25 protein-coding genes and 1 tRNA gene are annotated in these 25,976 nt (G+C 70.4%); 15 read left to right on the top strand and 11 right to left on the bottom strand.

What is annotated here, in order from left to right:
* Positions 1–144 precede the first annotated feature (144 nt).
* Entirely contained in the window at positions 145–1,425 is a 1,281-nt protein-coding gene (locus ACA511_RS02000; RefSeq protein WP_375022268.1) for a cytochrome P450, read from the top strand.
* A 135-nt stretch (positions 1,426–1,560) separates the two neighbouring features.
* Here ACA511_RS02000 and ACA511_RS01995 read toward each other — a convergent pair whose 3' ends face one another.
* Together ACA511_RS01995 and ACA511_RS01990 are read right to left on the bottom strand one after the other, a co-directional pair.
* Positions 1,561–3,717: a SpoIIE family protein phosphatase gene (locus ACA511_RS01995; RefSeq protein WP_375022267.1), complete on the bottom strand. Its 2,157-nt coding sequence runs from the start codon at positions 3,715–3,717 to the stop codon at positions 1,561–1,563.
* 616 nt (positions 3,718–4,333) lie between these two features.
* Positions 4,334–4,690, bottom strand: coding sequence for a hypothetical protein (locus tag ACA511_RS01990; protein ID WP_375024669.1), 357 nt, complete (start codon positions 4,688–4,690; stop codon positions 4,334–4,336).
* A 281-nt stretch (positions 4,691–4,971) separates the two neighbouring features.
* On the opposite strand from ACA511_RS01990, the gene ACA511_RS01985 reads away from it, so the two are divergent.
* Positions 4,972–5,991 carry a hypothetical protein gene (locus ACA511_RS01985; protein WP_375022266.1) on the top strand — a complete coding sequence of 340 codons (1,020 nt, stop codon included), beginning with the start codon at positions 4,972–4,974 and terminating at the stop codon, positions 5,989–5,991.
* Position 5,992: 1 nt separating this feature from the next.
* Here the strand turns inward: ACA511_RS01985 and ACA511_RS01980 are convergent.
* Positions 5,993–6,075: transfer RNA gene (locus ACA511_RS01980), tRNA-Leu, on the bottom strand.
* A 128-nt stretch (positions 6,076–6,203) separates the two neighbouring features.
* Between ACA511_RS01980 and ACA511_RS01975 the strand changes: the two genes are divergently transcribed.
* Genes ACA511_RS01975 through pknB form a run of 7 tightly spaced genes read left to right on the top strand, consistent with a single transcriptional unit; the run spans position 6,204 to position 15,328 of the window.
* Entirely contained in the window at positions 6,204–6,959 is a 756-nt protein-coding gene (locus ACA511_RS01975) for an FhaA domain-containing protein (RefSeq protein ID WP_375022265.1), read from the top strand.
* A gap of 11 nt (positions 6,960–6,970) precedes the next feature.
* Positions 6,971–7,468 (top strand): FHA domain-containing protein, encoded by a 498-nt coding sequence (locus tag ACA511_RS01970; protein ID WP_375022264.1) that lies wholly within the window; start codon positions 6,971–6,973, stop codon positions 7,466–7,468.
* Positions 7,465–9,033 carry a PP2C family protein-serine/threonine phosphatase gene (locus tag ACA511_RS01965; protein WP_375022263.1) on the top strand — a complete coding sequence of 523 codons (1,569 nt, stop codon included), beginning with the start codon at positions 7,465–7,467 and terminating at the stop codon, positions 9,031–9,033. Before ACA511_RS01970 ends, ACA511_RS01965 begins: the two co-directional genes overlap by 4 nt.
* Positions 9,034–10,620, top strand: coding sequence for an FtsW/RodA/SpoVE family cell cycle protein (locus tag ACA511_RS01960; protein WP_375022262.1), 1,587 nt, complete (start codon positions 9,034–9,036; stop codon positions 10,618–10,620).
* 10 nt (positions 10,621–10,630) lie between these two features.
* Positions 10,631–12,112, top strand: a complete 1,482-nt coding sequence (locus ACA511_RS01955; RefSeq protein ID WP_375022261.1) for a penicillin-binding transpeptidase domain-containing protein — start codon at positions 10,631–10,633, stop codon at positions 12,110–12,112.
* On the top strand, positions 12,109–13,491 hold the full coding sequence (locus tag ACA511_RS01950; protein WP_375022260.1) for a serine/threonine-protein kinase: 1,383 nt from the start codon (positions 12,109–12,111) through the stop codon (positions 13,489–13,491). Before ACA511_RS01955 ends, ACA511_RS01950 begins: the two co-directional genes overlap by 4 nt.
* A gap of 22 nt (positions 13,492–13,513) precedes the next feature.
* The gene (gene pknB, locus ACA511_RS01945) at positions 13,514–15,328 is read left to right on the top strand and encodes a Stk1 family PASTA domain-containing Ser/Thr kinase (protein WP_375022259.1); all 1,815 of its coding nucleotides are present in this window, start codon (positions 13,514–13,516) and stop codon (positions 15,326–15,328) included.
* Positions 15,329–15,629: 301 nt separating this feature from the next.
* Here pknB and ACA511_RS01940 read toward each other — a convergent pair whose 3' ends face one another.
* Genes ACA511_RS01940 through ACA511_RS01930 form a run of 3 tightly spaced genes read right to left on the bottom strand, consistent with a single transcriptional unit; the run spans position 15,630 to position 17,248 of the window.
* The gene (locus ACA511_RS01940) at positions 15,630–15,821 is read right to left on the bottom strand and encodes a hypothetical protein (RefSeq protein ID WP_375022258.1); all 192 of its coding nucleotides are present in this window, start codon (positions 15,819–15,821) and stop codon (positions 15,630–15,632) included.
* Between the two features lie 8 nt (positions 15,822–15,829).
* On the bottom strand, positions 15,830–16,465 hold the full coding sequence (locus tag ACA511_RS01935; protein WP_375022257.1) for a class E sortase: 636 nt from the start codon (positions 16,463–16,465) through the stop codon (positions 15,830–15,832).
* 36 nt (positions 16,466–16,501) lie between these two features.
* Positions 16,502–17,248, bottom strand: coding sequence for a DUF881 domain-containing protein (locus tag ACA511_RS01930; protein ID WP_375022256.1), 747 nt, complete (start codon positions 17,246–17,248; stop codon positions 16,502–16,504).
* Positions 17,249–17,360: 112 nt separating this feature from the next.
* Between ACA511_RS01930 and ACA511_RS01925 the strand changes: the two genes are divergently transcribed.
* Positions 17,361–17,618, top strand: a complete 258-nt coding sequence (locus ACA511_RS01925; RefSeq protein ID WP_375022255.1) for a cell division protein CrgA — start codon at positions 17,361–17,363, stop codon at positions 17,616–17,618.
* A gap of 141 nt (positions 17,619–17,759) precedes the next feature.
* Here ACA511_RS01925 and ACA511_RS01920 read toward each other — a convergent pair whose 3' ends face one another.
* Entirely contained in the window at positions 17,760–18,656 is an 897-nt protein-coding gene (locus ACA511_RS01920; RefSeq protein ID WP_375022254.1) for a rhomboid family intramembrane serine protease, read from the bottom strand.
* Between the two features lie 59 nt (positions 18,657–18,715).
* On the bottom strand, positions 18,716–19,240 hold the full coding sequence (locus ACA511_RS01915) for a peptidylprolyl isomerase (protein WP_375022253.1): 525 nt from the start codon (positions 19,238–19,240) through the stop codon (positions 18,716–18,718).
* Between the two features lie 208 nt (positions 19,241–19,448).
* Here ACA511_RS01915 and ACA511_RS01910 point away from each other — a divergent pair, with 208 nt between their 5' ends.
* Both ACA511_RS01910 and ACA511_RS01905 read left to right on the top strand, forming a co-directional pair.
* Positions 19,449–19,886 (top strand): hypothetical protein, encoded by a 438-nt coding sequence (locus ACA511_RS01910; RefSeq protein WP_375022252.1) that lies wholly within the window; start codon positions 19,449–19,451, stop codon positions 19,884–19,886.
* A gap of 103 nt (positions 19,887–19,989) precedes the next feature.
* Positions 19,990–20,814, top strand: coding sequence for an acyltransferase (locus tag ACA511_RS01905; RefSeq protein WP_375022251.1), 825 nt, complete (start codon positions 19,990–19,992; stop codon positions 20,812–20,814).
* Between the two features lie 160 nt (positions 20,815–20,974).
* Here ACA511_RS01905 and ACA511_RS01900 read toward each other — a convergent pair whose 3' ends face one another.
* Both ACA511_RS01900 and ACA511_RS01895 read right to left on the bottom strand, forming a co-directional pair.
* On the bottom strand, positions 20,975–22,420 hold the full coding sequence (locus ACA511_RS01900) for a DEAD/DEAH box helicase (protein ID WP_375022250.1): 1,446 nt from the start codon (positions 22,418–22,420) through the stop codon (positions 20,975–20,977).
* A gap of 200 nt (positions 22,421–22,620) precedes the next feature.
* Positions 22,621–23,064 carry a rhodanese-like domain-containing protein gene (locus ACA511_RS01895; RefSeq protein WP_375022249.1) on the bottom strand — a complete coding sequence of 148 codons (444 nt, stop codon included), beginning with the start codon at positions 23,062–23,064 and terminating at the stop codon, positions 22,621–22,623.
* 95 nt (positions 23,065–23,159) lie between these two features.
* Here ACA511_RS01895 and ACA511_RS01890 point away from each other — a divergent pair, with 95 nt between their 5' ends.
* Positions 23,160–24,131 (top strand): helix-turn-helix domain-containing protein, encoded by a 972-nt coding sequence (locus ACA511_RS01890; protein ID WP_375022248.1) that lies wholly within the window; start codon positions 23,160–23,162, stop codon positions 24,129–24,131.
* A 33-nt stretch (positions 24,132–24,164) separates the two neighbouring features.
* Here ACA511_RS01890 and ACA511_RS01885 read toward each other — a convergent pair whose 3' ends face one another.
* Positions 24,165–24,428, bottom strand: a complete 264-nt coding sequence (locus ACA511_RS01885) for a hypothetical protein (RefSeq protein ID WP_375022247.1) — start codon at positions 24,426–24,428, stop codon at positions 24,165–24,167.
* 280 nt (positions 24,429–24,708) lie between these two features.
* Between ACA511_RS01885 and ACA511_RS01880 the strand changes: the two genes are divergently transcribed.
* Complete coding sequence (locus tag ACA511_RS01880; protein WP_375022246.1) at positions 24,709–25,545, top strand: serine protease; 837 nt, start codon at positions 24,709–24,711, stop codon at positions 25,543–25,545.
* 106 nt (positions 25,546–25,651) lie between these two features.
* Complete coding sequence (locus ACA511_RS01875; protein ID WP_375022245.1) at positions 25,652–25,870, top strand: SDR family NAD(P)-dependent oxidoreductase; 219 nt, start codon at positions 25,652–25,654, stop codon at positions 25,868–25,870.
* Positions 25,871–25,976: the final 106 nt, after the last annotated feature.

Raw genomic sequence — 25,976 nt, 5'->3', positions numbered from 1 at the left:
CGGTCAATCCGAAGGCCGAGCAGGCGCGATCGAGAACCACCGGGTCGTCACCACCCTCCACGGCCACCGGCCTTTCGGGACGGACGACGACCGCTTCGTACGGCAATGGGTTTCCACGCTGATGACCGCGATCGGAGCATCGCCATGACGCCCCTGGACCTGAACGGCCCGGACTTCATCGCCAACCCCTACCCCGCCTATGCCTGGCTCCGCGACGTGGCGCCGGTCCACCACCTGCCCGCTCTCGATCTGTGGCTGGTCAGCCGGCACGACGACGTCGTGGCCGTGCTACGCGATGCCGAACGCTTCTCCTCCGACCTCGGCAACTCCGCGAGCTTCGATAACAACCCCTTCAACCCGGCGATGAAGGCGTCGGGGCCGCTGACGCGGCTGCTGAAGTCGCTACCGCCGGGACGGACGCTGCTGACCAGCGACCCGCCGCAGCACACGCAGCTGCGGCGCAAGGTGGCCAAGGCATTCACCCCGCGCCGGATCGCCGCTTTGGAACCGCGCATCAGGGCGATCACCGAACGGCTCGTGGACGACCTCGACGGCGACCTCGTCCGCGATCTGGCCTCGCCGCTGCCGACCATCGTCATCGCCGAGATGATGGCCATCCCCGCCGACCGGAACGACGACTTCAAGCGCTGGTCGGACGACCTGGTCAACGGGCTGCTCACCGGCGGCAGCAGGATCAAGATGGCCAGGAGCGCGATCGAGATCTCCTGGTTCTTCCTGCGGACCGTGCGGGCCAGGCGGCGCCGGCCGGGCGACGACCTGATCAGTCTCCTTGTCACCCGGGACGAGGACGGCGACGGCCTCACCCTCCCCGAATTGATCAACTTCTGCGTCCTGCTGCTCGTCGCGGGCAACGAGACCACCACCAACTTGATCTCCAACGCGATGCTCGCCCTGTTCGACCGCCCCGACCTGTGGCGGCAGATCGGCGACGACCCGCAACTGGCCCAGGCCGCGGTGGAGGAGGCCCTGCGCTATGACGGGCCGGCCCAGGGGCTGCTCCGCATCGCCACCACCGACGTCGTCATCGGCGAGACCACAGTCCCCCAAGGCGCACGTGTCCTACCACTGGTCGGCTCGGCCAACCGAGACCCGCGCCACTGGAGCGACCCCGACGCCTTCCGGCTGGACCGAACCGCGGGAGACCACGTCGCCTTCGGCTCGGGCATCCACTTCTGTATCGGTCACGCACTCGCCCGCCTCGAAACCCGTATCGCGCTGGAAACCCTCGCCCGGCGCCTGCCTCACCTGGCCCCCGCCGGAACGCCGGACCGCATCGGCAGCCCCGTACTACGCGGACTCCGCTCCCTTCCCGTCACGGTCAGACCCGCACTCCAGCCCGCCAAACCACTACGAATCTATCGGGACCTCGCAGACCGCCCCCCGACCCGCCGAACCCACACCTGATCCCCCACGGCCCCATCACCGACCGCCCACCGCCCGGCTCATAGCGTCGACGCCATATTCGGTTCCTGCAGGCACAACAGACTGGCCTCCGCAACGACGAAGCCCCCGGAGCTTGCCAGCTCTGGGGCCGTTTCGTCACTGTAGGAGTACGACATTCGTCTGTACCCCCTGTTCGGCGGTGCTCGTCTGATGGTGGTGGGTGGTCTGGATGAGGAGGAGGGCGTTGTCGTCGTGTCGTTGGGCGGATGTGGGCGCGTGTGTCTGGAGGGTGTCGGCGAGGGTGTCCATGGGCTGGTCGGTGGCCTGGGCGAGGTGGCGTGCGAGGTCGGCGGTGGTGTCGTCGATGTCGGTGCCGGGGATCTCGACCAGTCCGTCGGTGTAGAGGGCTAGGACGGTGCTGGGTGGAATGGGGATCTCGGTGGTGGTGTAGTCGGCGTCGGGGTCGATGCCGAGCAGCAGGCCGGGTGGCAGGTCCAGGGTGTCGGCGCGTCCGTCGGGGTGGCGGATCAGAGGCGGCGGGTGTCCGGCGGTGGCCAGGTGGACGCGCTGGTGGGTGAGGTCGAGTCGGGCTACCAGGCAGCTGGCGAACAGTTCGGATTCGAGGCCGATCAGGAGGCGGTTGGTGCAGGCGAGAATGTCGCCGGGGGGCATGCCGAGGGCGGCGTGGGCGTGGACGGCGCCGCGGACTTGGCCCATGAGCGCGGCTGCGGTGATGTTGTGGCCTTGGACGTCGCCGATCGCGGCGATGGCGCTGGCATTGTCGATGTGGATGAGGTCGTAGAAGTCTCCGCCGATGTCCATGCCGTAGCCGGCGGGCAGGTAGCGTGCGGCCAGGTTCAGGCCGGGGACACGGGGCAGGGCCTGGGGCAGCAGCGCCGATTGCAGGGTGTGCGCGAGTTGGTATTTGGTGTCGTAGAGGCGGGCACGGTCCAGGGCTTGGCCGATGAGCCCGGCCAGCGCCATCCATATCGCGCGTTCTGCGCGTGAGTAGTGGCGTGGATGGTCGTAGGCCAGCACAAGCGAGCCGATGGTGTCGCCAGAGGCGATCAGGGGGAGGAAGGTCCGCGCGTCCAGGCCTTCCTGGGGGATGGCCTGGGGGTGGGCGTGTTCGAGGTCGTTGAAGGTGTCGAAGAAGGCGGGTTCACCGGTTGCCAGGGTCCGCGCGGCCGGCGTTCCGGAGGTCACGGGTGTGCCGTCGAGGCGGTTCACCAGATCGGTCATTCCGCGGTGGCCGATGACGTGCAGTTTGCCTTCCTGCGGTGTTATCAGTGCCATGGCCTGAGGACCGAAGGCCGGCACGATCTGGCCGGTGACCAGATCGACGACGTCTTCGACCCCTGCGGCTTCGGTGAGGGCGGCGGTCAGGTGCATCATCTGGTAGACCGCGTCCACTCCGGCCCTTTCCGGGGTGGGCAGTTCCTGGTGGGCTTCGGCGGGTTGGTGGTTCGCGGGTGTCTGGCCGGGCGGGGCGGGACTGATCTGGATGCTGATCCCGGAGGAGTCGGGGTACAAGCGGAAGATCAGCCGGCTGTCCGGTGGTCGCAGCGCGGTGAAGGTGATGGGCTCGTGGCTGAAGATCGCGGCGCGGTGTCGGTCTTCGAAGTGGGCGGGGTCCTGCAGCCATGGCAGTACCTCCCACGGACGCGCCCCCCGCAGGTCGCCGGCGCCGGCGCCGAGCAGATCGACCGCGGTGGAGTTGATGAAGACGAGGCGGCCGTCCAGGTCAAGAGCGCAGCAGCCCACCGGGAGACGTTCGGCGAAATCGGCCGCGGCCGCGGCCGCATCTTCCTCGGGTGTGCTGGTGTGAGGTGCTGGCAGTAGGTGCGGCCGGCTCGGGCAGAGCAGCGGCCGGCCGTGTCGGGCGCTCTGCCGCGCCAGCCGGACGACGTGACGGCAGAAGGCTTCTATCGTGTCCTGTTCGTGGCGGCTCAGCTCTCGCTGGTGCGAACCTGGCCACAGCAGCACCAGGCCACCGACCACAGTGGCGCCCTCGGTGATCGGCGAGGCGGCCAGCATGTAGTCATAGGGGAACGCGAGCCCAAGGCGTGGATAGCGGCTCGCAATCTCCTCCGGCCCGCTCAGCCACACCAGCCGCCCCTGGCGGATGGCCTCTGAGAGGGGAAGCGGGTCGTCCAGCGCCACCTGCTCCCACGGAGCGAGCATCTGCCGGGGTGCTCCGTAGAGCACCGCCAGCCGCAGCACCCGCTCTCCTGGCGACAGGAGAAAGACCATGCCGACCGAAGCCTCGACTTCCGTCATCGTCTCGGCCGCGACGGCCTTGAGCTGCTCCAAGCCGGCACCCGTACCGAGGCGAAGCAGGGTTTGGTGTCGCATGTTCCTCACTGCCGGCCGGCGGACGGACCTGAAGGCCAAGTCGACCTGGATCCACGGCCGATGCGCTCACCTGTGCGCTGTACCGGGCATCCAGCCAAGTCCCGCGACTCCACCGCCAGGAGCACAGGCCTTTCGCGGGCTCCCGCCCGCACAACCGGAACGCTCCCGGGCAGCCCGGTAAATTGGATCTTCGTCATGGCGCCCCCAAAGACTCGGCCGTGTATCTCCCCAGCTCCACATACCCACTCCTTCAGCGCCGAATTATCGAGGCAGTGTCCCCGGGGTACTGACGAACTCTTTGATCAGCGGCAACGCAAGGCCCTGCTCCACCGGATTCCACGCTAAACAAGATCATCTTCCACTCTCCGAAGCAAGAGCGGTGGAGAGGGTGGCCTAGCCACGCCTCCCTGATCAGCCGAGCTGATTGCGGTCACTGAGTTGCCGACGCCAACGGCCATCCCCAAGGACACCGACCCCTGCTGCTGCCCTGCCACCACCTCGGCATGCCGACCCGTTCCGACGCAGCCGGTCCGATCCCCGAAGTGTCCAACAGCCGGTGCTGATGATTCGCGCGCTAGGGGTTCCTCGGATGCGAATGACCATGACATCCCGGCGCGCTGTCGCGCTCCCCCCGCAGCACCGCGCTGACAGTGGAAGGCATCAGACACCGGCTCTCGTCCTGGCGCACCACCGCACGCTGCAAAAGGCCACGGCTCGCCAGCAGATCGCGCAGCGCCTGCAGCATCGAGGGGTAGCTGTCCAGATCCCACGGCGGTCCGCCGTTGGCCTGGCTTGTCCGGCCGTCCCGCCGCACCACGACCGCCTGCTGCCAGAGCTCCCTGGTCTCGGTGACGTCCACGCCCAGCACCTCGGCCATGGCCACGATCAAATGCAGCGACGGCGCCTGACGCCCCGACAGCGCCCGCGAGATCCTGGACCGGTCCCCTCACCTCCACCGATCCCGGCGCTGGCTGGTACACCCGAGAGGGCGACCACCGAGACCCCGATATCCCCCAGGAGATACGACCAGAACAGCCGGTCGCGGCCAACCGCGGCCGCGTGCACCAGCGCCGTCCGAGCGGAGGGCGCAAGCCCAAGATCATTTTCGGCTACGATGCCGCCTTCGCCGTGCTCCGCAACCCACACCACACGCCCCAGATCGGAACAGACGGTTGTGGAGACTCCAAGGCATCCCCTGCCCTCGTCATGAGCATGACCCTCGACAAGCCTGGCCACAACCCCGGACCGAACGGGGTCGACATCCTGCGCAACATCCAACATCGAGGCCACCCAGCCGGCGACCTGGGTGCAGACAACCTCTACGACAGCTGCAAAGAGGACAAGTGGAGGCTGCCCCTCCGCGCCATGGGGTACCGCCCCACCTACGCCTACAGGTCCAACCAACTGGGCATCCAGGCCAGCGCGCACGGCGCGATCATGGTGGAAGGCACCTGGTACTGCTCCTCGATGGCGACCCACTTGATCACCGCCACGCAAGACCTGCGCGCCGCCAAGCACAGTCCCAACAAGATCGACAAAGAGACCTGGGTGGCGCGCATCGCCGCCCGTGCCCACTACGCCCTTCCCGGCAAAGGCAAGCCCGACGCCGAAGGACACCAGCGGTATCAATGCCCGCACGTCCGCGGAAAGGTGGTGTGCCCGGTGAAGAAGCTGCTCACGAACAGCGACCCGGGGCTGCCCCTGGTTGATCCCCAGCCCACGCCAGCCGGGCCTCCCAGGATCTGCAGTCAGACCAGCATCACCGTCGCCCCCGAGGACGGGGCCAAGCACTGGCAGCCGCGGGCCTACGGCAGCGCACAGTGGCAGAAGATCTACTTTCGGCTGCGCAACGCCGTTGAAGGCATCAACGGCTACGCCAAGGACGACGCCCGCGAAGCCATCGAGCGGGCGGGCCGCCGGCGCATCCGCGGCATCGCCGCGCAGAGTCTGCGCTGGCCTTCCAACTCGCGCAGGTCAACCTCCGCAAGATCCGTGCCTGGCTGGACACCCTTCCCGGCAAAGACGGACAACCCCGACGCCGCGCTCGCCGACGAGCATCCAACGCCACAGTGCACCCGTGAGCCCTTCAGCGCTCCGAAACCCCGCCTCGCCGGCTGCGATCAAGACCCGTGGGCTCCCTCGACACGTCCTGAGAAGCAGAAGAGCCCCCGCGCTGTCGCGTGGGGGCTCTTTCCGTCACTATGGGGCGAAGACTTACGTCATCGACCCTGAGTGGGCGAGGAGGGATTTGAACCCTCACATCCTTTCGGACACACGGACCTGAACCGTGCGCGTCTGCCGTTCCGCCACCCGCCCAGGGGTGCCGTCCCGTTTCCGGGTGCCTGAAAAGGCTAGCACGCGCGGGGCAGTGGTTAGGTATCCAGATACTTCGAGCGAACCTTCGCACCGATACGATCGTCTACCAGTGGGGAAGGGAGGTGCCCGTGGGCGTCATTCAGCGCTTCGAGCGACGGCTTGAGGGCATGGTCGAAGGGGCCTTCGCCCGTGCCTTCAAGTCCGAGCTGCAGCCGGTCGAGGTGGCCAGTGCTGTGCAGCGCGAGATGGACGATAGGGCGGCGATCGTGGCGCAGGGCCGGACGCTCGTGCCGAACGACTTCGTCGTGGAGATCTCTCAGCAGGACGGGCAGCGGCTGCAGGTCTACGCCGACAGTCTGAGCCAGGAGCTGGCGAACCTCGCGCGCGAGTACGCGAAGGAGCAGGGGTACTCCTTCGTGGGTCCCGTGCGGGTGCGGTTCGAGAACGCCGGGGATCTCGCCACGGGCATGTTCCGGATCCGGTCAGGGGTGATCCGGGGCTCGACGGTGGAGGGCGGGGAGATCCGCCGGCCGGTGAGCGATGTTCCGCAGGGCGGCAGGGGCGGTGTCTTCGGGGGGCATCCGCGGCTGCTGGTGACGACGGCAGTGGAGGGCTCGGAGACGACTCAGCGCACCTATGAGATCAACACCCCCGTGACTCTGCTGGGTCGTGGCACGGACTGCGACCTGCGCCTCGTCGATCCGGGCGTTTCCCGGCACCATGCCGAGATCCGCGTAGAAGGTCCCGAAATCGCTCTCGTGGACCTAGGGTCGACCAACGGCTCGTTCGTGAACGGGCAGCCGATCCGGCGGGTGACGCTGGTGGACGGCTCCCGCGTCACGATGGGCCGGACAACCCTTGTGTTCCGCCGCGATAGGGAGTAACCCCGACTCCGATGTCCCCATTCACCCTCACGCTGATCAAGCTGGCGTTCCTCGCGGTGCTGTGGCTGTTCGTCATCCTGGCCGTCGGCGTGATCAGGGCAGACCTGTTCGGCTCGAAGGCGGCGACGAAGGCGGCCGCGCGCCCGTCGCCGTCCCGGCCGCCCAAACCGGCCCGGCAGCCGAAGCCGCCGCGAGCCCAGCGCAGCGCCCAGCACGGCGCCCCGACGAAGCTGGTGGTGGTCCAGGGCGAGCGGGCCGGCACCGTCATCGACCTCACGGGGGTGCCCATCACCATCGGCCGGGCGAATGACGCCACTCTGGTCGTGACCGACGACTACGCTTCGAGCCGGCATGCCCGAATTTTCGCGCAGGACGGTCAGTGGATCGTGGAAGATCTCGGTTCGACCAATGGGACGTACCTCGGACGCACGAAGGTGAGCCGGCCGATGCCGGTCCCGCCGGGCGTACCGGTCCGTATCGGCAAGACCGTGATCGAGTTGCGCAAATGACTCTGGGAATCCGCTACGCCGCACGCTCCGACGTCGGCATGCTGCGCGAGGGCAACGAGGACTCGGCGTACGCGGGCGCGCATCTGCTCGCGGTGGCCGACGGAATGGGCGGGCACGTCGGCGGCGAGATCGCGAGCGCCGCGGCGATCGAGGCGCTGCGCGCACTCGACAAGGACCTGCCGGCGCCGGAGCTGCTGGCCGCGCTGGAGCACACGGTCAAGGCCGCCAACGACAACCTGCACCGCATCGTCGAGTCCGACCCCGCCCTCCAGGGCATGGGGACGACGCTGACGGCGATGCTGTGGGCGGGCAACCAGGTCGCGCTGGTCCACATCGGCGACTCGCGCGCCTACCTGCTGCGCGACGGCAGCCTGTTCCAGATCACGCACGACCACACGCTGGTCCAGTCGCTGGTGGACGAGGGCCGCATCAGCCCGGACGAGGCGGCCTCGCATCCGCAGCGCTCGCTGCTGCTGCGGGCCCTGGACGGCCGCGGGGAGGTCGATCCCGACCTGTCGCTGCGCGAGGCGGTGGCCGGCGACCGGTACCTGCTGTGCTCGGACGGCCTGTCGGGCGTCGTCACCGCGGAGACGATCTTCCAGGTGCTGACGGACGTGGACGATCCGGAGCAGGCCGTCCGGCAGCTGATCGACCTGGCGAACCGCGGCGGCGGCCCGGACAACATCACCTGCGTCGTCGCCGACGTGGTGGATCTGGAGCGCCGGCCGCCGACGGGCGGTCCCGGCCACGCGGTGGGCGCGGCGGCGAACGCCGCTCCGCCGGAGCCGCCGGGCGGCGGGCCCGGTGCGAACACCACGGTGGCGGACACGCCGGCCGGGCGGGCGGCGCAGCTGCGTGACACGCGGCCGCAGCCGCCCGTCGCCGTCGACGAGCGTCCGCCGCCGCCGCCCGCGCCGATGGCCGACCCGATGGGCGGCCCGCCGCCGATGCAGCAGGCGCCGATGGAGCGGCCGAAGCGGGGCGGCGCCCGCCGCTGGACGTGGCTGGTCGTCGTCGCCGGGGTCGTCGTCGTCGGCCTGGTCGCGGGCGGTTTCGTGCTCGTGCAGAACATCCGGAACGGCTACTACATCGGCCAGGAGAAGGGGAACGTCGTCCTGTACCGGGGGACGCCGCAGAAGGTCCCCGGCCTGAGCCTGTCCCGCGAGGCCGACGCGAAGAACCTCCAGCCGCTGAAGGTGGCCGACCTCCCGGAAACTCTCCGGCAGCAGGTCGAGGACACCATCCCGGTGGACGGCCCGGCCGGGTGGGAGGAGCTGGTCAAGCGCGTCTGCCGGTACTCGTTCGCCGACCAGGCCGGCAAGGTCGGCGTCGTGCGCGGCCGCGGCCAGAAGGAGTGCGCGGAGACCAGGATCCAGGCAAGCGACCTCCCACTCGCCCAGCTGCCCCTGTCGGATGCCGCGAAGGTGCGCAAGGGCGAGTTCGTGTTCATCGGACAGGACGCGGCCACGGCCGGGCTGGACGGGCTGAAGACCCGCCGCGACCAGTGCGCGAACAACGAGGCGGGCAAGGCCAAGGACTGCCCCTCCGGCGGGGGGAGTTCGTAGATGCACTCGATCGGGGAGCAGATCAGGGCGCGCCTGCCGTACCAGCAGCGCAACGGGGCCTCGCTGTCCCTGCTGATCTTCGCGATGGTGCTGACGCTGTCGGCGTTCGCGGAGGTCGGGCTGGCCCGTGACCGCACGATCCCCGCCGGGCTGTTCGTGTACGGCGGCGGTCTCGCGGTGCTCGCGCTCATCGCCTACTTCGCGCAGACGAAGTTCACCCCGTACGCCGATCCGCTGCTGCTGCCGCTGGCGGTGGCGCTGAACGGCCTCGGGCTGACGATGATCTACCGGCTCGACCTGGACACCAGCGCCGACCGCAAGGTCGCCGCCGCGGCGGGCAAGAAGCTGCTGCCGGACGCCGCCGACGCGCCCGGCCAGCTGATGTGGACGTTCGTCGGCATCCTGCTGTTCGTCGCCGCAGTCGTGATCATGCGCGACACCGACAAGACGGACGCGCGGCTGTCGTTCACCCCGAAGACGGCGCAGCGCTACACGTACCTGATCGGCCTGACCGCCGTCATCCTGCTGCTGCTGCCGATCGTCCCGGGCATCGGCGCGGAGATCAACGGCGCCCGGGTATGGATCCACCTCGGCCCGTTCTCGGTGCAGCCGGGCGAGTTCGCGAAGCTGCTGCTGGTCGTGTTCTTCGCGGGCTACCTGGTGAACAAGCGGCAGGCGATGTCGCTGATCGGCAAGAAGGTGGGCCCGGTCAGCCTGCCGCGGGGCCGCGACCTCGGCCCGATCATGGTGATCTGGTTCTTCTGCCTGGGCGTCCTGTTCCTGCAGAAGGACCTCGGCACCGCGCTGCTGTTCTTCGGCCTGTTCATCTCGATGCTCTACATCGCGACGCAGCGGGTCTCCTGGGTGGTGATCGGCGTCGGGCTGCTCGCGGTGGGCGTGTTCGTCGCGACGCTCCTGCCGTTCATGGGCCACGTGAACCAGCGCATCGACATCTGGCAGAACCCGAAGCCCTACTTCGACGGCGGCTGCCTGCTGGAGAGCGGCAAGGTCGTCCCCGTCAACCCCGACACCGACATCTACAAGCAGAACGCCGTCGAGGGCGTGATCTCGCCGGGCTTCACGGCCTGCGCGAAGCTCGGCGGCGAGTACTCCGACAGCGCGCAGCTGATGAAGGGGCTGTTCTCGCTCGGCCAGGGCGGCGTCCTCGGCACGGGGCTCGGCCAGGGCGAGCCGTGGCGGACGCCGCTGTCGTTCAGCGACTTCATCTTCGACTCGCTGGGCGAGGAGCTCGGGCTGACCGGGCTGATGGCGCTCCTCCTGATGTACGCGTTGATCGTGCAACGCGGGATGAAGACGGCCGTGGCGGCGCGGGACCCGTTCCTCAAGCTGTTCGCGGGCGGTGTGTCGTTCGTGCTCGCCCTCCAGGTCTTCGTGATCGTCGGCGGTGTCACCCGGCTCATCCCGCTCACCGGTCTCACGACGCCGTTCCTGTCCCAGGGCGGGTCGTCGCTGATGGCCAACTGGATCCTGATCGCGATCCTGGTTCGGATGAGCCACGACGCGCGCAAGCCCGCCCCGCAGGCGATCCAGGACGAGGGCATGACCCAGATCGTGAGCACGAGGTGACTTCCCCCCAATGAACATGGACAAGCCGGTTCGACGGGTGGCGATCTTCGCGCTGCTGCTGTTCTTCGGGCTGATGGCGCAGATCAACTACGTCCAGGGCAGCCAGGCGGAGGACCTGCGGACCGACGCCCGCAACAGCCGGCAGTACGCGGACGTGTTCAACTCGCCGCGGGGGCAGATCTCCGCGGGCGGCGAGGTGCTGGTGACGTCCAAGGAGACCGGGAAGGACAACCCGAAGTACGGCCGGTCCTACAAGGACGGGGCGGTCTTCGCGCCGGTCACCGGGTACTTCAACGGCAGCGCCACGCAGGTCGAGCGGGCCTACAACTCGCTGCTGGGCGGCAAGGACAAGCGGATCACGCAGCAGCACTGGTTCGACGTGTTCATCGGCAAGAAGGCGGACGGCGCGAACGTCGAGCTGACGATCGACCCGGCCGCGCAGCGCGCCGCGTACGCGGCGCTGAAGGCGCGGACGCAGCCGGGCCGCCGCGGCGGCGCCGTGGTCATCGACGTGAAGTCGGGCGCGGTGAAGGTGGCGGCGTCGTGGCCGTCGTTCGACCCGAACGAGGTGGCGCCGCAGACCGGTGAGAAGGGCGGGAAGCGGCTGGAGCAGCTGGACAAGGGCGACGGCGTCATCAAGCCGCTGGTGGACAACGCGCTCAGCCAGACGTTCCCGCCCGGTTCGTCGTTCAAGACGCTGGTGTCGGCGCTGGCGATGCAGCAGCTCGGCATCAGCAGCTCCTCGACGGTGAACACGGGCCAGCTGGTCCTGCCGGAGTCGGGGCGTCCGCTGCCGAACTCGCACGACAGCGGCAACTGCGGCGGGTCGGCCCCGCTGCGCGGCGCGTTCGCCGAGTCCTGCAACACGACGTTCGCGAAGATGGCGCTGGACATGGGCATCCAGGATCTGCACAACGGCGCCGCGAAGTTCGGGTTCGGCAAGCGGGTGGAGCTGGAGCCCGACTTCTACTCGGCGGAGAGCGACGTCCCGGTGGCGTACACGGACGCGAACGGCAAGTCCACCCCGACCGGCCAGGACGGGACGGCCCGGTCCGGCATCGGTCAGGAGAACGTGCGCGCCACGCCGCTGCAGATGGCGATGGTCGCGGCCGCGGTCGCCAACGAGGGCAAGATCATGAGCCCGTACGTGGTGGAGAAGGTGCGGGCCAAGGACCAGAGCGAGCTGTACGGCGCGTCGCCGCAGGAGTTCGCGAAGGCGATGAGCGGCGACCAGGCCGGGCAGCTGGAGGACATGATGCGCGCGGTGGTCACCGAGGGCACCGCGAAGAACCTCCAGGGCATGCGGATCGCCGGTAAGACCGGTACCGCCGAGCAGGGCCCCGGCAACCCGAACGCCAACTGGTTCGTCGGGTTCAGCCCGGTGGAGAATCCGCGTTACGCGTTCGCCGTGATGACCGAGGCGCCGGGCTCCGGCGCCGGCAACGCGGGCCCGATCGCCGGGACGATCATGGCGAAGGTACTGCAGAAGTGAGCACGGGCCTCGTCCTGGGCGACCGGTACCGGCTGCTGGAGCGGCTGGCCACCGGCGGGATGGGCGAGGTCTGGCGCGCGTCGGACGAGCGGTCGGGCCGGCAGGTCGCGGTGAAGCTGCTGCGGCTGGAGTTCGGCTCGGACATGCGGGCGCGCGACCGGTTCGAGTCGGAGGCGCGGTTCGCGGCGGAGCTGCGGCACCCCGGGATCGCGCGGGCGTTCGACTTCGGGGAGCACAGCGGCCGGACGTACCTGGTGATGGAGCTGGTGCCGGGCGAGCCGCTCGACGAGATCCTGGTGCGCGACGGCGGGCTGCCGCTGGAGGCCGTCCTGGACCTGGTGGTGCAGGTGGGACGGGCGCTGACGGTCGCGCACGAGGCCGGGATCGTGCACCGCGACATCAAGCCGGCGAACCTGATGGTGTCGCCGAACGGCGTCGTGAAGATCACCGACTTCGGGATCGCCCGGCGGCTGGCGGCGGCGTCGCAGACCCAGACCGGGATGGTCATGGGGACGGCGCACTACATCTCGCCGGAGCAGGCGCAGGGCAAGGAGCTGTCGCCGAAGGCGGACCTGTACTCGCTGGGCGTGGTGGCGTACGAGTGCCTGACGGGCGCGCCGCCGTTCGACGGGTCGACGCCGGTGGAGGTGGCGCTCCAGCACGTCCGGGTCGCGCCGGCGGAGCTGCCGGGACGGGTGCCGCCGGCCGCCCGCGAGCTGGTCATGGAGATGCTGGCGAAGGACCCGGTGGACCGTCCGCGGGACGCGGGTACGGTCGCGGCGCGGGCGCTGGCGATCCGGGCGTCGCTCAGCATGCGCCGGTCCGGTGCGGCGGCCGAGGGTATTACCAGCAGAAACGTCATCGTTACCCAAACGGCTGCTTTGTCGGGATTTGACGCTGACCTACCGGCGGATAACCTCACCAACGGGGCAGTGCAACGACGCACGGCACTGACGTACGCGTCGGTGGCGGCGGTCCTCGTGCTGGTCTGCGTGATCGTCGTCGGCTCGCTCTGGAAGGGGCTGGCCTTCGCGGGCGGCGGTGACGACGAGCGGGATCCACCCGCCTCCCCGGCCACCAGCCCGGTGGGCGGCGACATCGTCGACGACCCGGCGGCCACTCCCACGCACCGGGCGAGCCGGACTCCCCGGCGACCGGCTGTCACCCCACGGCACCGGACGCATAGGATCCGTCCGTCAACGCGAACGACGCCCAGGACGTCCCCTTCACACAAACCATCTACGAAATCGCCCAGGGCGACGCCCACCGCCCCAGAGCCAACACCCACACCGACGGGGAGCACCACGACTCCGTCAACTTCGAGCCCGGCTCCCTCGCCGACCCAGAGCGGGAAGCTAGGTTCGGAGGACAAGGTGTAGACGTACGAGGGAAAGTGCACATATGAGTCAACCTCGGCTGCTCGGCGGCCGCTACGAGCTCGATTCGGTGATCGGGCGGGGCGGCATGGCCGAGGTCTACCGTGCCCGAGACCGGCGCCTGGACCGCGTGGTCGCGGTCAAGACGCTGCGGTCGGACCTCGCCCGTGATCCCACGTTCCAGGCGCGGTTCCGGCGCGAGGCCCAGTCGGCCGCGTCGCTGAACCACCCCTCGGTCATCGCCGTGTACGACACCGGCGAGGACATGATCGGCGACACCTCCATCCCGTACATCGTGATGGAGTACGTGGACGGGAGCACGCTGCGCGATCTCCTGCGGGAGAACCGCGCGCTGATGCCCGAGAAGGCTCTGGAGATCACCGACGGGATCCTGCGCGCGCTGGACTACAGCCACCGCGGCGGGATCGTGCACCGCGACATCAAACCGGCCAACGTGATGCTGACCCGGCAGCACGAGGTCAAGGTCATGGACTTCGGCATCGCCCGCGCCATGGCCGACTCGGCGTCCACGATGACGCAGACCGCGCAGGTGATCGGCACCGCGCAGTACCTGTCGCCGGAGCAGGCGCGCGGGGAGCGGGTGGACGCCCGCAGCGACATCTACTCGACCGGTTGCGTCCTGTACGAGCTGCTCACCGGCAAGCCGCCGTTCACCGGCGACTCCCCGGTCGCGATCGCCTACCAGCACGTCCGGGAGGAGCCGGTCCCGCCCTCGCAGGTGGACCCGCAGATCCCGCAGTGGGCGGACGCGATGGTGCTGAAGGCGATGGCGAAGGAGGCCGACCACCGCTACCAGAACGCGAACGAGTTCCGGCAGGAGATCCAGCGCGTCCTGCAGGGGCAGCCGGTGGCGTCGACGGCGGCGTCCACGATGCTGATGGGCGGCGCGCAGCCGCAGGGCACCCAGGTCATGGGCGCCTACCCGCCGGGCGCCACGCAGGTGCGCCGCCCGCAGGACGACGGCTACGGGATTCCGCCCGCGCACTACGACGACGAGCTGCCCGAACGCGGCGGCGCCGGCAAGAAGGCGGCGCTGTGGGTGGGGCTCGCCGTGCTGTTCATCGGCGGTGCGGCGCTCGTCGGCTGGATGCTCAGCGGCGGCGGGGGCGACAAGAACACGCAGGTCGCGATCCCGCAGAGCATCGTCAACGTCTCGCAGAGCGACGCGACCGCGGAGCTCACCAAGCTCGGTTTCCAGGTGGGCGAGCCGAAGACCGACTTCAGCGACGACATCCGCAAGGGCTACGTCATCGGCTCCGACCCGGAGCCCGGCACGAACGCGGCCAAGGGCGCCACGGTGACGCTGCTGATCTCCAAGGGCGAGAAGCCGCCGACGGAGATCGAGGTACCGAACGTGGCCGGGCAGCCGTACGCGACGGCGAAGAAGCTGCTGGAGGCGAAGGGCTTCGAGGTCGAGAAGAGAGCCGAGTCGAGCGACACCGTGCCGCGGCTCAACGTGATCAGCACCGACCCGGCCGGCGGCACGAAGGCGCCGAAGAACTCGACCGTCACGGTGGTGTTCTCCAACGGCCCGACGAACCTGAAGGTGCCGACGCTGTTCAACAACAGCCAGCGGGCCGCGTGCGGCAAGCTGGAGGGGCTCGGGCTGAAGTGCAACGTGCAGAAGGGCACGCCGCCGCCGGACAAGCAGGTCGCGCCGGGCTTCGTCTACGACCAGCAGCCGGGCGAGGGCGCCACGGTCGCGCCGGGCGACACCGTGACGATCTTCGTGGCGGAGAATCCGCCGCCGACTCCGACCCAGCCGGGCGGCACCCCGACGCCGGGGTTCCCGGGTTTCCCGGGCGGCGGTGACGGCTGAGCCGTGTGAGCGCCGCCCAGGCGGCGTCCCGCGAGTGACGGGGCCCCGGTTCTCCCTCAGGGAGGCCGGGGCCTTTCACGTGCCGCGGACCCGCGCGGTGAGGCCGGGTCAGCGCGGTGAGGCGGGGGCGGCGCGGTGCGGCGGGGGCGGCGCGGTGCGGCGGGATCCGGGCATGAGAAAGGGCTTCCGCCACTCGGGGGCAATGGCGGAAGCCCTCGTTATGGTCTTCGTCACGCGGCCGTAGAACGTTACGGATTTCAACCGAAATTTTCTCAACTTTCCGGCGGCCCCCGTCCGGCCGTCAGTCGCCCGGGATGGCGGAGCCGGAGGGGGCCGGGGTCTGGACGACGCCGTGGTCGAACTGGATCGCGGCCTCCAACCGGGGGAACGCCACGTACCAGAGGACGGCGGCGACCGCGAGCACGACGCCGAGCGCGGTCGCGGTCTTGGCGGGCCACGCGCCGGGAAGGCGCTGCCAGATCCAGGCGTACACGGGACCTCCTACTTTCCGGCGGCGGGCGTCACCCGGGGCAGGGCCTCGGCCAGCTCGCCAAAGACGATCATTCGTTCGGCGGCGGAGTACTTGGGATGGCAGGTGGTGAGGGTGAGGAGCCGCCCGGTCGGCCGCCGCTTCGGGTGGAAGGGGACGGGCGCGGTGACCTCCGTCGCGGACGGCTTGACGATCTTGCGGTCGGTGACCGTGTAGACGTACTGCTCATTGCGGGTGTCGATGAGGATCTTGTCGCCGCGGTCGAGTTCGCCGAGGCGGTTGAACGGCGCGGAGTAGGTCGTCCGGTGCCCGGAGACCACGAAGTTGCCGAGCCCGCCGGGCAGCGCCGTGCCGGGGTAGTGCCCGGGGCCCTTGCGGAGGTCGGCGCGGGTGACGCCCTCGACCACGACGAAGTGGTAGTCCTTGCCGAACCGGGGGATGCGGATCACCGCGAGCCCCTTGCCGAGCTTCACCTGCTCGGTGGTCACCTTCGCGGCGCGCCAGTTGTTCAGCATCTCGTCCTGGAGGCGGTCCTGCTGGCCCTGGGTGTACCGGCCGGTGCCCCACAGCTCGTAGGTGACGAACAGCATGACGATCAGGCCGGCGGTGATGCACAGCTCGCCCACGCCACGGAGCACCGTCCGCACCTGTGCCTCCTCCTTCGCCGGTTCCCGCGCCCGGGGTCAGCCGCTCGGCCTGGCCGGCACCGTAGCGTGCTTCATCGTCACGTTGCCGGTGTAGGGCGGCAGCGTGGCCCGTTCCACGGTCCGCTCCGAGTAGCCGAGCCCGTACGCGCGGACGTACTTGCGGTAGACGGCGATCTCGGGGGACGCGCCGAGCGCCGCGCGGAGCCGGTCCGGGTCGCCGACGGCGGTGATCCGGTACGGCGGGGAGTACACGACGCCCTGGAGGATCAGCGTATTGCCCACGCACCGGACCGCGCTCGTCGAGATGACCCGCTGATCCATGATCTGCATCGCGCGGGCGCCGCCGGCCCACAGGGCGTTGACGACGGCCTGGACGTCGGCCTGGTGGACGACGAGGTCGTCGGGGTGGACGCCGCGCGGCAGCTCGTCCGATTCGGGCAGCGGCGCGTCGTCCAGCGAGACGCGGACGGCGGGGCCGGTCAGCGGGGTGAACCCGGCGCCGGCCGCGAGCCGGTCGGCCTCCGCCCGCGCACTTTTCACGCGCGCGTCGTGACGTCCGGCCTCCCGGGAGATACCGTCGATCTGGTCGCGGAGCCGCCGGTACTCGGCGCGCTCCTCGCGGCCCCGGCGCTGTTCGGCGGTGATGAGCTCGGTGATCCTGGTGCGGCCCTCTTCGCGCAGGCTCGTGCCCCGGGCCGTGCTCGCGCTCGCCGCGAACAGGGTCCCCGCGAGGAGCGTGAGAGCTGGGATGATGCTTCCCCACGCCGAACGCCGTACGCTCATCATCCAGAACTGCTCATCAGACAGTGTTCACCAGCGACTACGCTAACCGACAAAACACCCATGCGCGGTCCGGCGCTCCGGCCGCCGGACGCACGAGGAGATCGATCCCACCGTGGCCAAGTCGAAAGTGCGCAAGAAGGCCGTTTACACCCCCCCGCAGCGGTCCAAGGCTCCCGAGGTCAGCCCGCGCTGGCTGGTACCCACGATGGTCGGGCTGTGGCTGATCGGCCTGATCTGGATCGCCGTCTTCTACGTGACGGCGAGCACGGGCACCGACGTGCCGTACATGACCGACCTGCACAACTGGAACCTGGGGATCGGCTTCACGGCGATCATCCTCGGCGTGGTGCTGTCGACGCGCTGGCGCTGAGCCGGGTTATCCACAGGCTGGGGAACTCGGACCCCGGCTTTCCCCAGGTTTTCCACAGGTCTTTTCCACAGGGTTCGGGTGCACCCTCGGGCCGGGCCGCGCGGACGCCGTCGCGGATCGACGGCGCCCGCGCCGCCGCGGCTACACGCCCGAACTCAGCTCGGCGGTCCTGACGACCACGAGCGCCGCGAGCACCGCGAGCATGAGCAGCGGCGCCCCGATGTGGAACAGCCGCCGCCGCGCGGCGGGAGCGTACGCGTAGGCGGCGGCGAGCACCGCGCCGACCGCGAGCCCGCCGACGTGGCCCTGCCAGGAGATCCCCGGCACCGAGAACGTGATCACCAGGTTGATCACCAGCAGCACCACGATGGGCCCGACCGGCCCGCCCAGCCTGCGGCCGATCACGAAGTAGGCCCCGAACAGCCCGAAGATGGCGCCGGACGCGCCGACCGCCGAGTCCTGCGGGGCGCCGACCAGGTACAGCAGCACCGACCCGCCGAGGCCCGACAGCACGTAGAGGGCCAGGAAGCGCCACCGTCCGAGCATCTGCTCCAGCGCGGGGCCGACGGCCCACAGCGCCCACATGTTGAACAGGATGTGGGTGATGCCGAACGACCCGCCGCGCTGGTGCAGGAACATCGTGGTGAACAGCCGGTACCACTCGCCCTCGGCGACCCCGCCCACGTGGCCGTCCGGCAGGACGGCCCGGCCGAGCATCATGAACTCCCAGACGACGCGCCACGACGCCAGCTCGGCGAGGTACGCCGCCACGCACGCGCCGATGAGCGTGTACGTGACGACCGGAACGGCGGACGCGGCCGCCCGCCCCCCGACGGCCGTCCGCCGCACCGCCTTGCGGGCGCCCCGGTTGCCCTCGGCGACGCACTCCACGCACTGGTGCCCGACCGACGCGTCCCGCATGCAGTCGGGGCAGATGTAGCGGTCGCACCTGGTGCAGCGCACATACGTCTCGCGCCCCGGGTGCCGGTAGCAGGTCGGCACCGAGGTCTCGGGGGCGGGACTGTGGTCTGTGCTCATCTGTCGCTCCGTGGGCCGTGCGGGCGGTCACCCGTCGCGGGGTCTCACTGTGGAAACGCCTAACGGCGCTCGATCGTCACCGATTCCACGACGACGTCCTGCTCCGGACGGTCGTTGCGGCCGGTCGGCACCTTGCCGATGCGGTCGACGACGTCCGTCCCCTCGATGACCTTGCCGAAGATGGTGTGGCGTCCGGTCAGGTGCTGGGTGTGGCTGACGTCGAGCGTGATGAAGAACTGGGAGCCGTTGGTGCCGGGCCCCGCGTTCGCCATCGCCAGCAGGTACGGGCGGTTGAACTTCAGGTCCGGGTGGAACTCGTCCTTGAACTCGTAGCCGGGCCCGCCGGTGCCGGTGCCGAGCGGGTCGCCGCCCTGGAGCATGAACTGGTCGATGACGCGGTGGAAGATCGTCCCGTTGTAGAGCGGGGCGTCGGACTTCTGCCCGGTGCGCGGGTCGGTCCAGGTCCGGGTGCCCTCCGCCAGTTCGACGAAGTTCGCCACGGTCTCCGGCGCCTGCTCCGGGTAGAGCTGGATCACGATCTTGCCGAGCGACGTGTTGAGCGTCGCGAAGATCTCGTTGGCCACGCTGGCCGCCTCCTCATGAGGTGGATGTCTGAACCCTGCACGTTACGGTCTCGGTCATGCGCAAATCGACTACCCGGCGTGAACAGGCGGTCACGCTCACGGGGTTTACCTCTCGATCGCTGGGAAGGCTGCATGACAGGACCTCGCAAACAGGGAGGTTAGCGTGTCCCTAATGATCAGTATGCGCCGGAAGCCGCAGGACGAAGTCATGACCCGGTTCGGTCGCGTCCAGGAGGCGGCCCGGCACGGTGCCGAGGTGTGCCGGCAGAGCGCGTCCAGCACGGCGGAGCGGATCGCGCCCGTCGCGGAGGAGCGGCTCATGCTCGTCCGCGGGTGGGGTGCACCGCGGCTCAGGCAGGCGGCCCGGTACGTGGAGTCCGGGATCGCCCCGCGGGTGAGCACGTTTCTGAGCGATGTCGCCGGACGGGTCGAGCCGCCCAAGCGGTCCGGGCTCGGACGCGGCACGCTCATGGCGATGATGGGCGTCGTCGCAGCCGTCGGCGCGGCCGGTGTGGTCGCGACGCGGCGCGGCGTCATCCGCGATATGACCAAGGGTTCCGGTGAGCACGCGGAGGACGCCACATCGGCCGACTCCATGACGGTCTCCGGCGCCGATGTCGACGGTCAGGTGCATTCGCCGCACTAAGCGCGCAACGGGAGGGTCCGGCCGGCGACGGCCGGGCCCTTCGCCGTGCGCGGGCCCGCCACCGCGGTGCACGGGCGTTGCTACCACCCGGTACCGTAACGCCATGTCGCCGAAAAGCTCCATCGGGCAGGTGCTGGCGGCCCGCGCGAGGCAGCGGGCGCGCCGGGGCGTGCACACGGCCGTGCACCGCACCTGGGCCTGGATCCAGCGGCACGGCGAGATCACCCCGCACACTCCCGGCCGGCGCAGGTTCGCCTACCTCGGCGAGGGCGCCTGCATCGGCTTCCCGGTCGGCTCGATCTACGGCGAGCCGTGGATATCGATCGGCGACCACACCCTGGTCGGCACGCACGTCACGATCTCGGCCGGTTTCGTCCCGGGGCTCGACCTCGGCCCGGACGTCATCGTCCGGATCGGCGCGAGCTGCTCCATCGGGCGCGGCACCCACATCGTCGGCCACCAGTCCATCGCCATCGGCGACGACGTGTTCACCGGCCCGAACGTCTACATCACCGACCAGAACCACACCTATGGCGACCTCCACGCGCCGATCGGCCGGCAGTGGCCGGAGAACAACCCGGTCGTGATCGGGGACGGCTGCTGGATCGGCACCGGCGCGATCATCCTGCCGGGCACCCGGCTGGGCCGTAACGTCGCCGTCGCGGGCGGCGCCGTCGTCCGCGGGGAGTTCCCCGACCATTCGGTCATCGGCGGCGTCCCCGCCAAGGTCCTGCGCAGCCATGACAAGGAGAACGGCTGGCAGCCGCCGCTCCGCAACGACCCCTTGATGTCCTTGGACGAGCTTGCCGCCCTCTCCGTGAACGGCCTGGAGGGGCTTCAGATCCTCCAGGACAAGCTCCGCGAGGAGTCCGCCGTCCGTGACGAGGCCCTCCGCGAGGACGACACCCTCCAGGAAGAAGCCGGCTGACCCCCGCCAGCGGGTGACGGAATTCACGGCCGGGACCACCGTCATCGGCGCGTGGACGGCGAGCAGCATTGCCCCGCCAGACGCACTGACGCACGCGAGAAGCCCCGCCCGGCGGTGCCGGACGGGGCTTCTCGGATACGTGGCCCCTCAGGGCCGAGGATCAGTTGTAGCGGGCCGCGCGGCGCTCGCCGCCGTTGGAGGAGGGGGCGCCGCCGCGGCGGGCCCCGTGGGAGCCGCCACCGGTGCGGGGGCCGCCGCCCCGGCGGTCACCGCCGGAGTAGGCGCGGTGCTCGCCGCGGCCGCCGCCGTCCTGCCGGTCGTAGGTGCGCGGACCGCGGCGCCGGCCGCCGCCGCCCTGGCGGCCCCGGCCGCCCTCGCGGCGCGGACGCTCCGGAATGAGCGGCTCCTCGATCGGGATGCCGGACGGCTGCCGGGCCCCGGTCAGCTTGACCAGCTCGGAGTCGCCGGAGCTCACCCGCACGCGCGGCGCGTTGATCCCGGCCCGGCGCGTCATCGCGGACGTGGAGCGCACCTGGTGCGGCAGGACGAGCGTGACGACGGTGCCGCGCTCCCCGGCGCGGGCGGTGCGTCCCGCGCGGTGCATGTAGTCCTTGCTGTCGGCGGGCGGGTCGACGTGCATGACCAAGGTCACGTCGTCGACGTGGATGCCGCGCGCGGCGACGTCGGTGGCGACCAGCACGCTGATGGAGCCCTCGCGGAACTCGGCGAGCGTGCGGGTGCGCAGGCCCTGGCTCTTGCCGCCGTGCAGGCCCGCCGCGCGGACGCCGACCTGGACGAGCTGCTTGGCGAGCCGGTCGACGCCGTGCTTGGTGCGGGCGAACAGGATCGTCCGGCCCTCGCGGTTGGCGATCTCGGCCGTGATGGCGCTCTTCTCCTTCGGCGCCACGAGCAGGAGGTGGTGGTCCATCGTGTCGACGGACTCGTCCACCGGGCCGATCGCGTGCGTGACCGGGTCGCTCAGGTACCGCCTGACGAGGACGTCGACGTCCTTGTCGAGGGTGGCGGAGAAGAGGAGGCGCTGGCCGTCGCGCTTGGCGGCGTCCAGGATGTCGGTGACGTCGGGCAGGAAGCCCATGTCGGCCATGTGGTCGGCCTCGTCCAGCACGACGATCTCGATGTCGGACAGGTCGCAGGCGCCCTGCCGCATCAGGTCCTTCAGCCGGCCGGGCGTGGCCACGAGCACCTCGACGCCGCGGCGCAGCGCGTCGATCTGCTTGAACATCGAGGTCTGGCCGATGACGGTCTTGAACCGCAGCCCGAGGCCGCGGCCGAGCGGCTCCAGGTTGGTCTGCACCTGCTGGGCCAGCTCGCGGGTCGGCACGAGGATCAGCGCCAGCGGGCGCTTCGGGGCGGCCTTGCGGTCGGCGAGGCGGGAGAGCAGCGGCAGGCCGAAGGCCAGGGTCTTGCCGGAGCCGGTCTTGCCGCGCCCGAGGACGTCGCGTCCCGCCATGACGTCGGGGATCGCGGCGGCCTGGATCGGGAACGGGGCCGCGATGCCCTGGCGCTCCAGGGCGTTCACCAGCACCGGCGGGATGCCGAGCTCGGCGAAGGTGGGAACCTGCACCTCGTCCGCGGTAGCGGGCATGGTCGGGTTCTGTGCAGCGTCAGCTGTGGTCACGCATTACCTTCCGAGAGGGGGGCACGTCTCGGGAGGCACCACGATGCACGCGGCCTGCAAGGACGAGCCTGACGCCAGGGGGCGTCGAAGATTGATTCCTAGAGTCTAACGTCGCCGGGGGACGTGCTTATGCCCCGTCCCGGCCGGAACATGCGGCGGGTTCCGGCTCAGCAGCCGCAGGAGGCGTCTTCGGCGGGCGCGGTCAGCGGGTCGGCGGGCCGCCGCGCGACCGCGCCGGCGCCGCTCTCGACGGGGAACCCTTCGCGCGCCCAGTACTCGAATCCGCCGATCATCTCCTTGACCGGGCGGCCGAGCTCGGCGAACGCCAGCGCCGCCTTCTGCGCGCCGTTGCAGCCGGGTCCCCAGCAGTAGACGACGACGGCGGCGGTGCCGGGAATCAGCGTGCCGGCACGGTCCGCGATCTCGGCGGTGGGGAGGTGGACCGCGCCCGGGATGCGGCCCTGCGCCCAGCTCTCGGCGCTGCGCGTGTCGACGACGACGATGCCGGGCGCTCCCGCGGCGAGATGCGCGGCCACGTCGGACACGTCCGTCTCGAAGGCCAGGCGGGCGGCGAAGTGCCGCCGGGCGTCCTCGGCGGTGACGGTGCTCATCGGGTGCTCCGTGTGTTCGGGGATGGAACCGATCCTCGTGTGCCGGGCCGTCCTCCGGGAGTGGCGTGAACGCCTGCCATCGCTAAGATCCCGCCATGCTCACCGTTCTCCCCGTCCGGCGGCACACGATCTCGGTGCTGGCGTTCGACGGCATGGCGCCGTTCGAGCTCGGCTCCGTCGTCGAGGTGTTCGGGCTGACCCGGCCGGAGCTGGACGTCCCCTGGTACGACCTGCGGGTCTGCTCGCTGGAACGCGGCCCGATGCGGGCGGTCGGCGGCTTCACGATGACGGCCGAGCACGGGCTGGACGCGTTCGCGTCGGCGGACACCGTGATGGTCGTCGCCGTCCCCGACGTCCGGCGCGACCCGCCGGAGGAGGTCGTCGCGGCGTTGCGGGACGCGCACGCGCGCGGGGCCCGCGTCGTGTCGATCTGCTCCGGCGCGTTCGCCCTCGCCGCCGCCGGCCTGCTGGACGGACGCGAGGCCACCACCCACTGGCAGTACGCCGATCTGCTGCGCCGCCGCTACCCGAACGTCCGCGTGACCCCGGACGTCCTCTACGTGGACGGCGACGACGTCCTGACGGGCGCGGGCAGCGCCGCGGGACTGGACATGTGCCTGCACCTCGTCCGCAAGGACCACGGCGCCCGCGTCGCCAACATGGTCGCGCGGCGGCTGGTCGTCCCGCCGCACCGGGAGGGCGGGCAGGCGCAGTTCGTGGAGGCCGCCGTCACCCGTCCGGCGGAGGACGCCCCGGTCGCGCGCAGCATGGCCTGGGCGCTGGCCCATCTCGCCGAGCCCATCACGGTCGCCCGCATGGCCCGCGAGGCGTGCCTCGCCCCCCGCACGTTCATCAGGCACTTCAACCGGCAGACGGGGACGAGCCCGCTCCGCTGGGTCATCGCCCAGCGCGTCCTGGCCGCGCTGCCGCTACTGGAGGGCGGCGCCACACCGATCGAGGAGATCGGCGCGGCCGTCGGCTTCGAAAGCCCGGCGACCTTCCGCCACCACTTCACCCGAGCGATGAAGACCTCCCCCTCCGCCTACAGGCGCACCTTCACTACGTGAGCCCGCCATCCTCGGAAAGGGAATCGAGCCCGCTCAGCGGGTGGGGGTGGGGGTCTGGTGGTCTATTTCGCGGCCCATGACGACGACCATCTCGTTGAAGGCCGCAGTGCCGTAGCGGGCGTGGAGGGCGGGGTAGACGTTCTTGCGGGCGGCTTCGCGGAGCATCCAGCTCAGGTCGTTGTAGGCGACCCGTTCGCCGCGGCCCAGCCGGTCGTGCGCGTCGCGGGTCACCCGGAGCAGCTCCGGATGCGCCGCGGACTCGGAGAGGATCATGCGCGTCGCGTCCCTGAGTTCCATGCCGCGCAGTGTAGGCGGCACGGTGTAGGCGGCACGGTTTAGGCGGCACAGCTGGATTCGCTGGGGTTTCGGGCGGGTCGGGGGCGCGCCCGAATTTGCAATGCCTGCCTGATTTGCCGGGTTCTCGCAGGTCGGCGGAATCGGCTCCTTCCACCGTGCGAGGGGGCTGGTTAGCATCACGCTGCGCGTCCGGCGCCGAGTGCCGCCGTGCTCCCCGGGCACTCGTCCGCGCGCCGGTCCGCCCGCCCCGCCGACCTCACCCCCGAGAGGACCCCCCGCCATGCAACGACGCATTCTCGGCGCGCTCGCCGCCGCCTGCCTCGGGACCGCCGCGCTGACCGCCCCGCCCGCTTCGGCCGCGCCCGCACCGCCCAGGGCCGCCGTCGACTACACCGGGATCGTCGCGCTGAGCAACTGCTCCGGCTCGCTGGTGCGCACGCCGAACGCCGCCGACAGCGACCCGGCGCTCGTGCTGACCAACGGCCACTGCTACGAGGGCGGCATGCCGTCCGCCGGGCAGGTGATCAAGAACCGGGCGTCCAGCCGCACGTTCACGCTGCTGAACCCCAGCGGCCAGGGCTCGCTCGGCACGCTGCGCGCGACGACGATGCTGTACGCCACCATGACGGACACCGACGTGGCCCTGTACCGGCTCAACCAGAGCTACGCGAGCATCCGCCAGACGTACGGCACGCCCGCCCTGGAACTGTCGCTCGCCCATCCGACCGCCGGCGCCGACCTGCGCGTGGTCTCCGGCTACTGGCGGCGAACGTACTCGTGCGACCTGGACGGCTTCGCCTACCGCCTCCGCGAGGACCAGTGGACCTGGAAGGACTCGGTGCGCTACACGTCCTCGTGCGACGTCATCGGCGGCACCTCCGGCTCGCCGGTCATCGACGCGGCGTCCGGCAAGGTCATCGCCGTGAACAACACCATCAACGAGAGCGGCGGCCGCTGCACGCTGAACAACCCCTGCGAGGTGGACGAGGCGGGCAACATCACGGTGCGCCCGAACATCGGCTACGCGCAGGAGACCTACATCCTGGGCGCCTGCATCGCCCCCGGCAGCGTCATCGACTTCACCCGCTCCGGCTGCCTCGTCCCCCAAGGCAGCTGACCTGGAGGTCCGAGCCGGCTGAGGTCCTCCGCAACCGTCCGGTGGCGGGCGGGGTTCAAGGGGCGCATGTCCGATCGGGCGTGCTCGCTCTTTGAGAGGGGAACTCATGGACCTGCGGCTTGCCGGACGCGTTGCGGTCGTCACCGGGGCGTCGAAGGGGATCGGGCTCGCGGTCACGCGGACGCTGCTGGACGAGGGCGCCCGCGTGGCGGCCGTGTCGCGCAAGGCGGGCCCGGAGCTGGACGAGCTCGCCGGGCCGAACCTGCTGCACGTGCCGTCCGACCTCATGGACCCGGACGCCCCGGCGGCGGCCGCTGCACGCTGAACAACCCCTGCGAGGTGGACGAGGCGGGCAACATCACGGTGCGCCCGAACATCGGCTACGCGCAGGAGACCTACATCCTGGGCGCCTGCATCGCCCCCGGCAGCGT

The sequence above is a fragment of the Actinomadura sp. GTD37 genome (assembly GCF_041951365.1).
Classification (GTDB): Bacteria; Actinomycetota; Actinomycetes; order Streptosporangiales; family Streptosporangiaceae; genus Spirillospora.
This window is presented reverse-complemented; position numbering and strand designations above follow the sequence as displayed.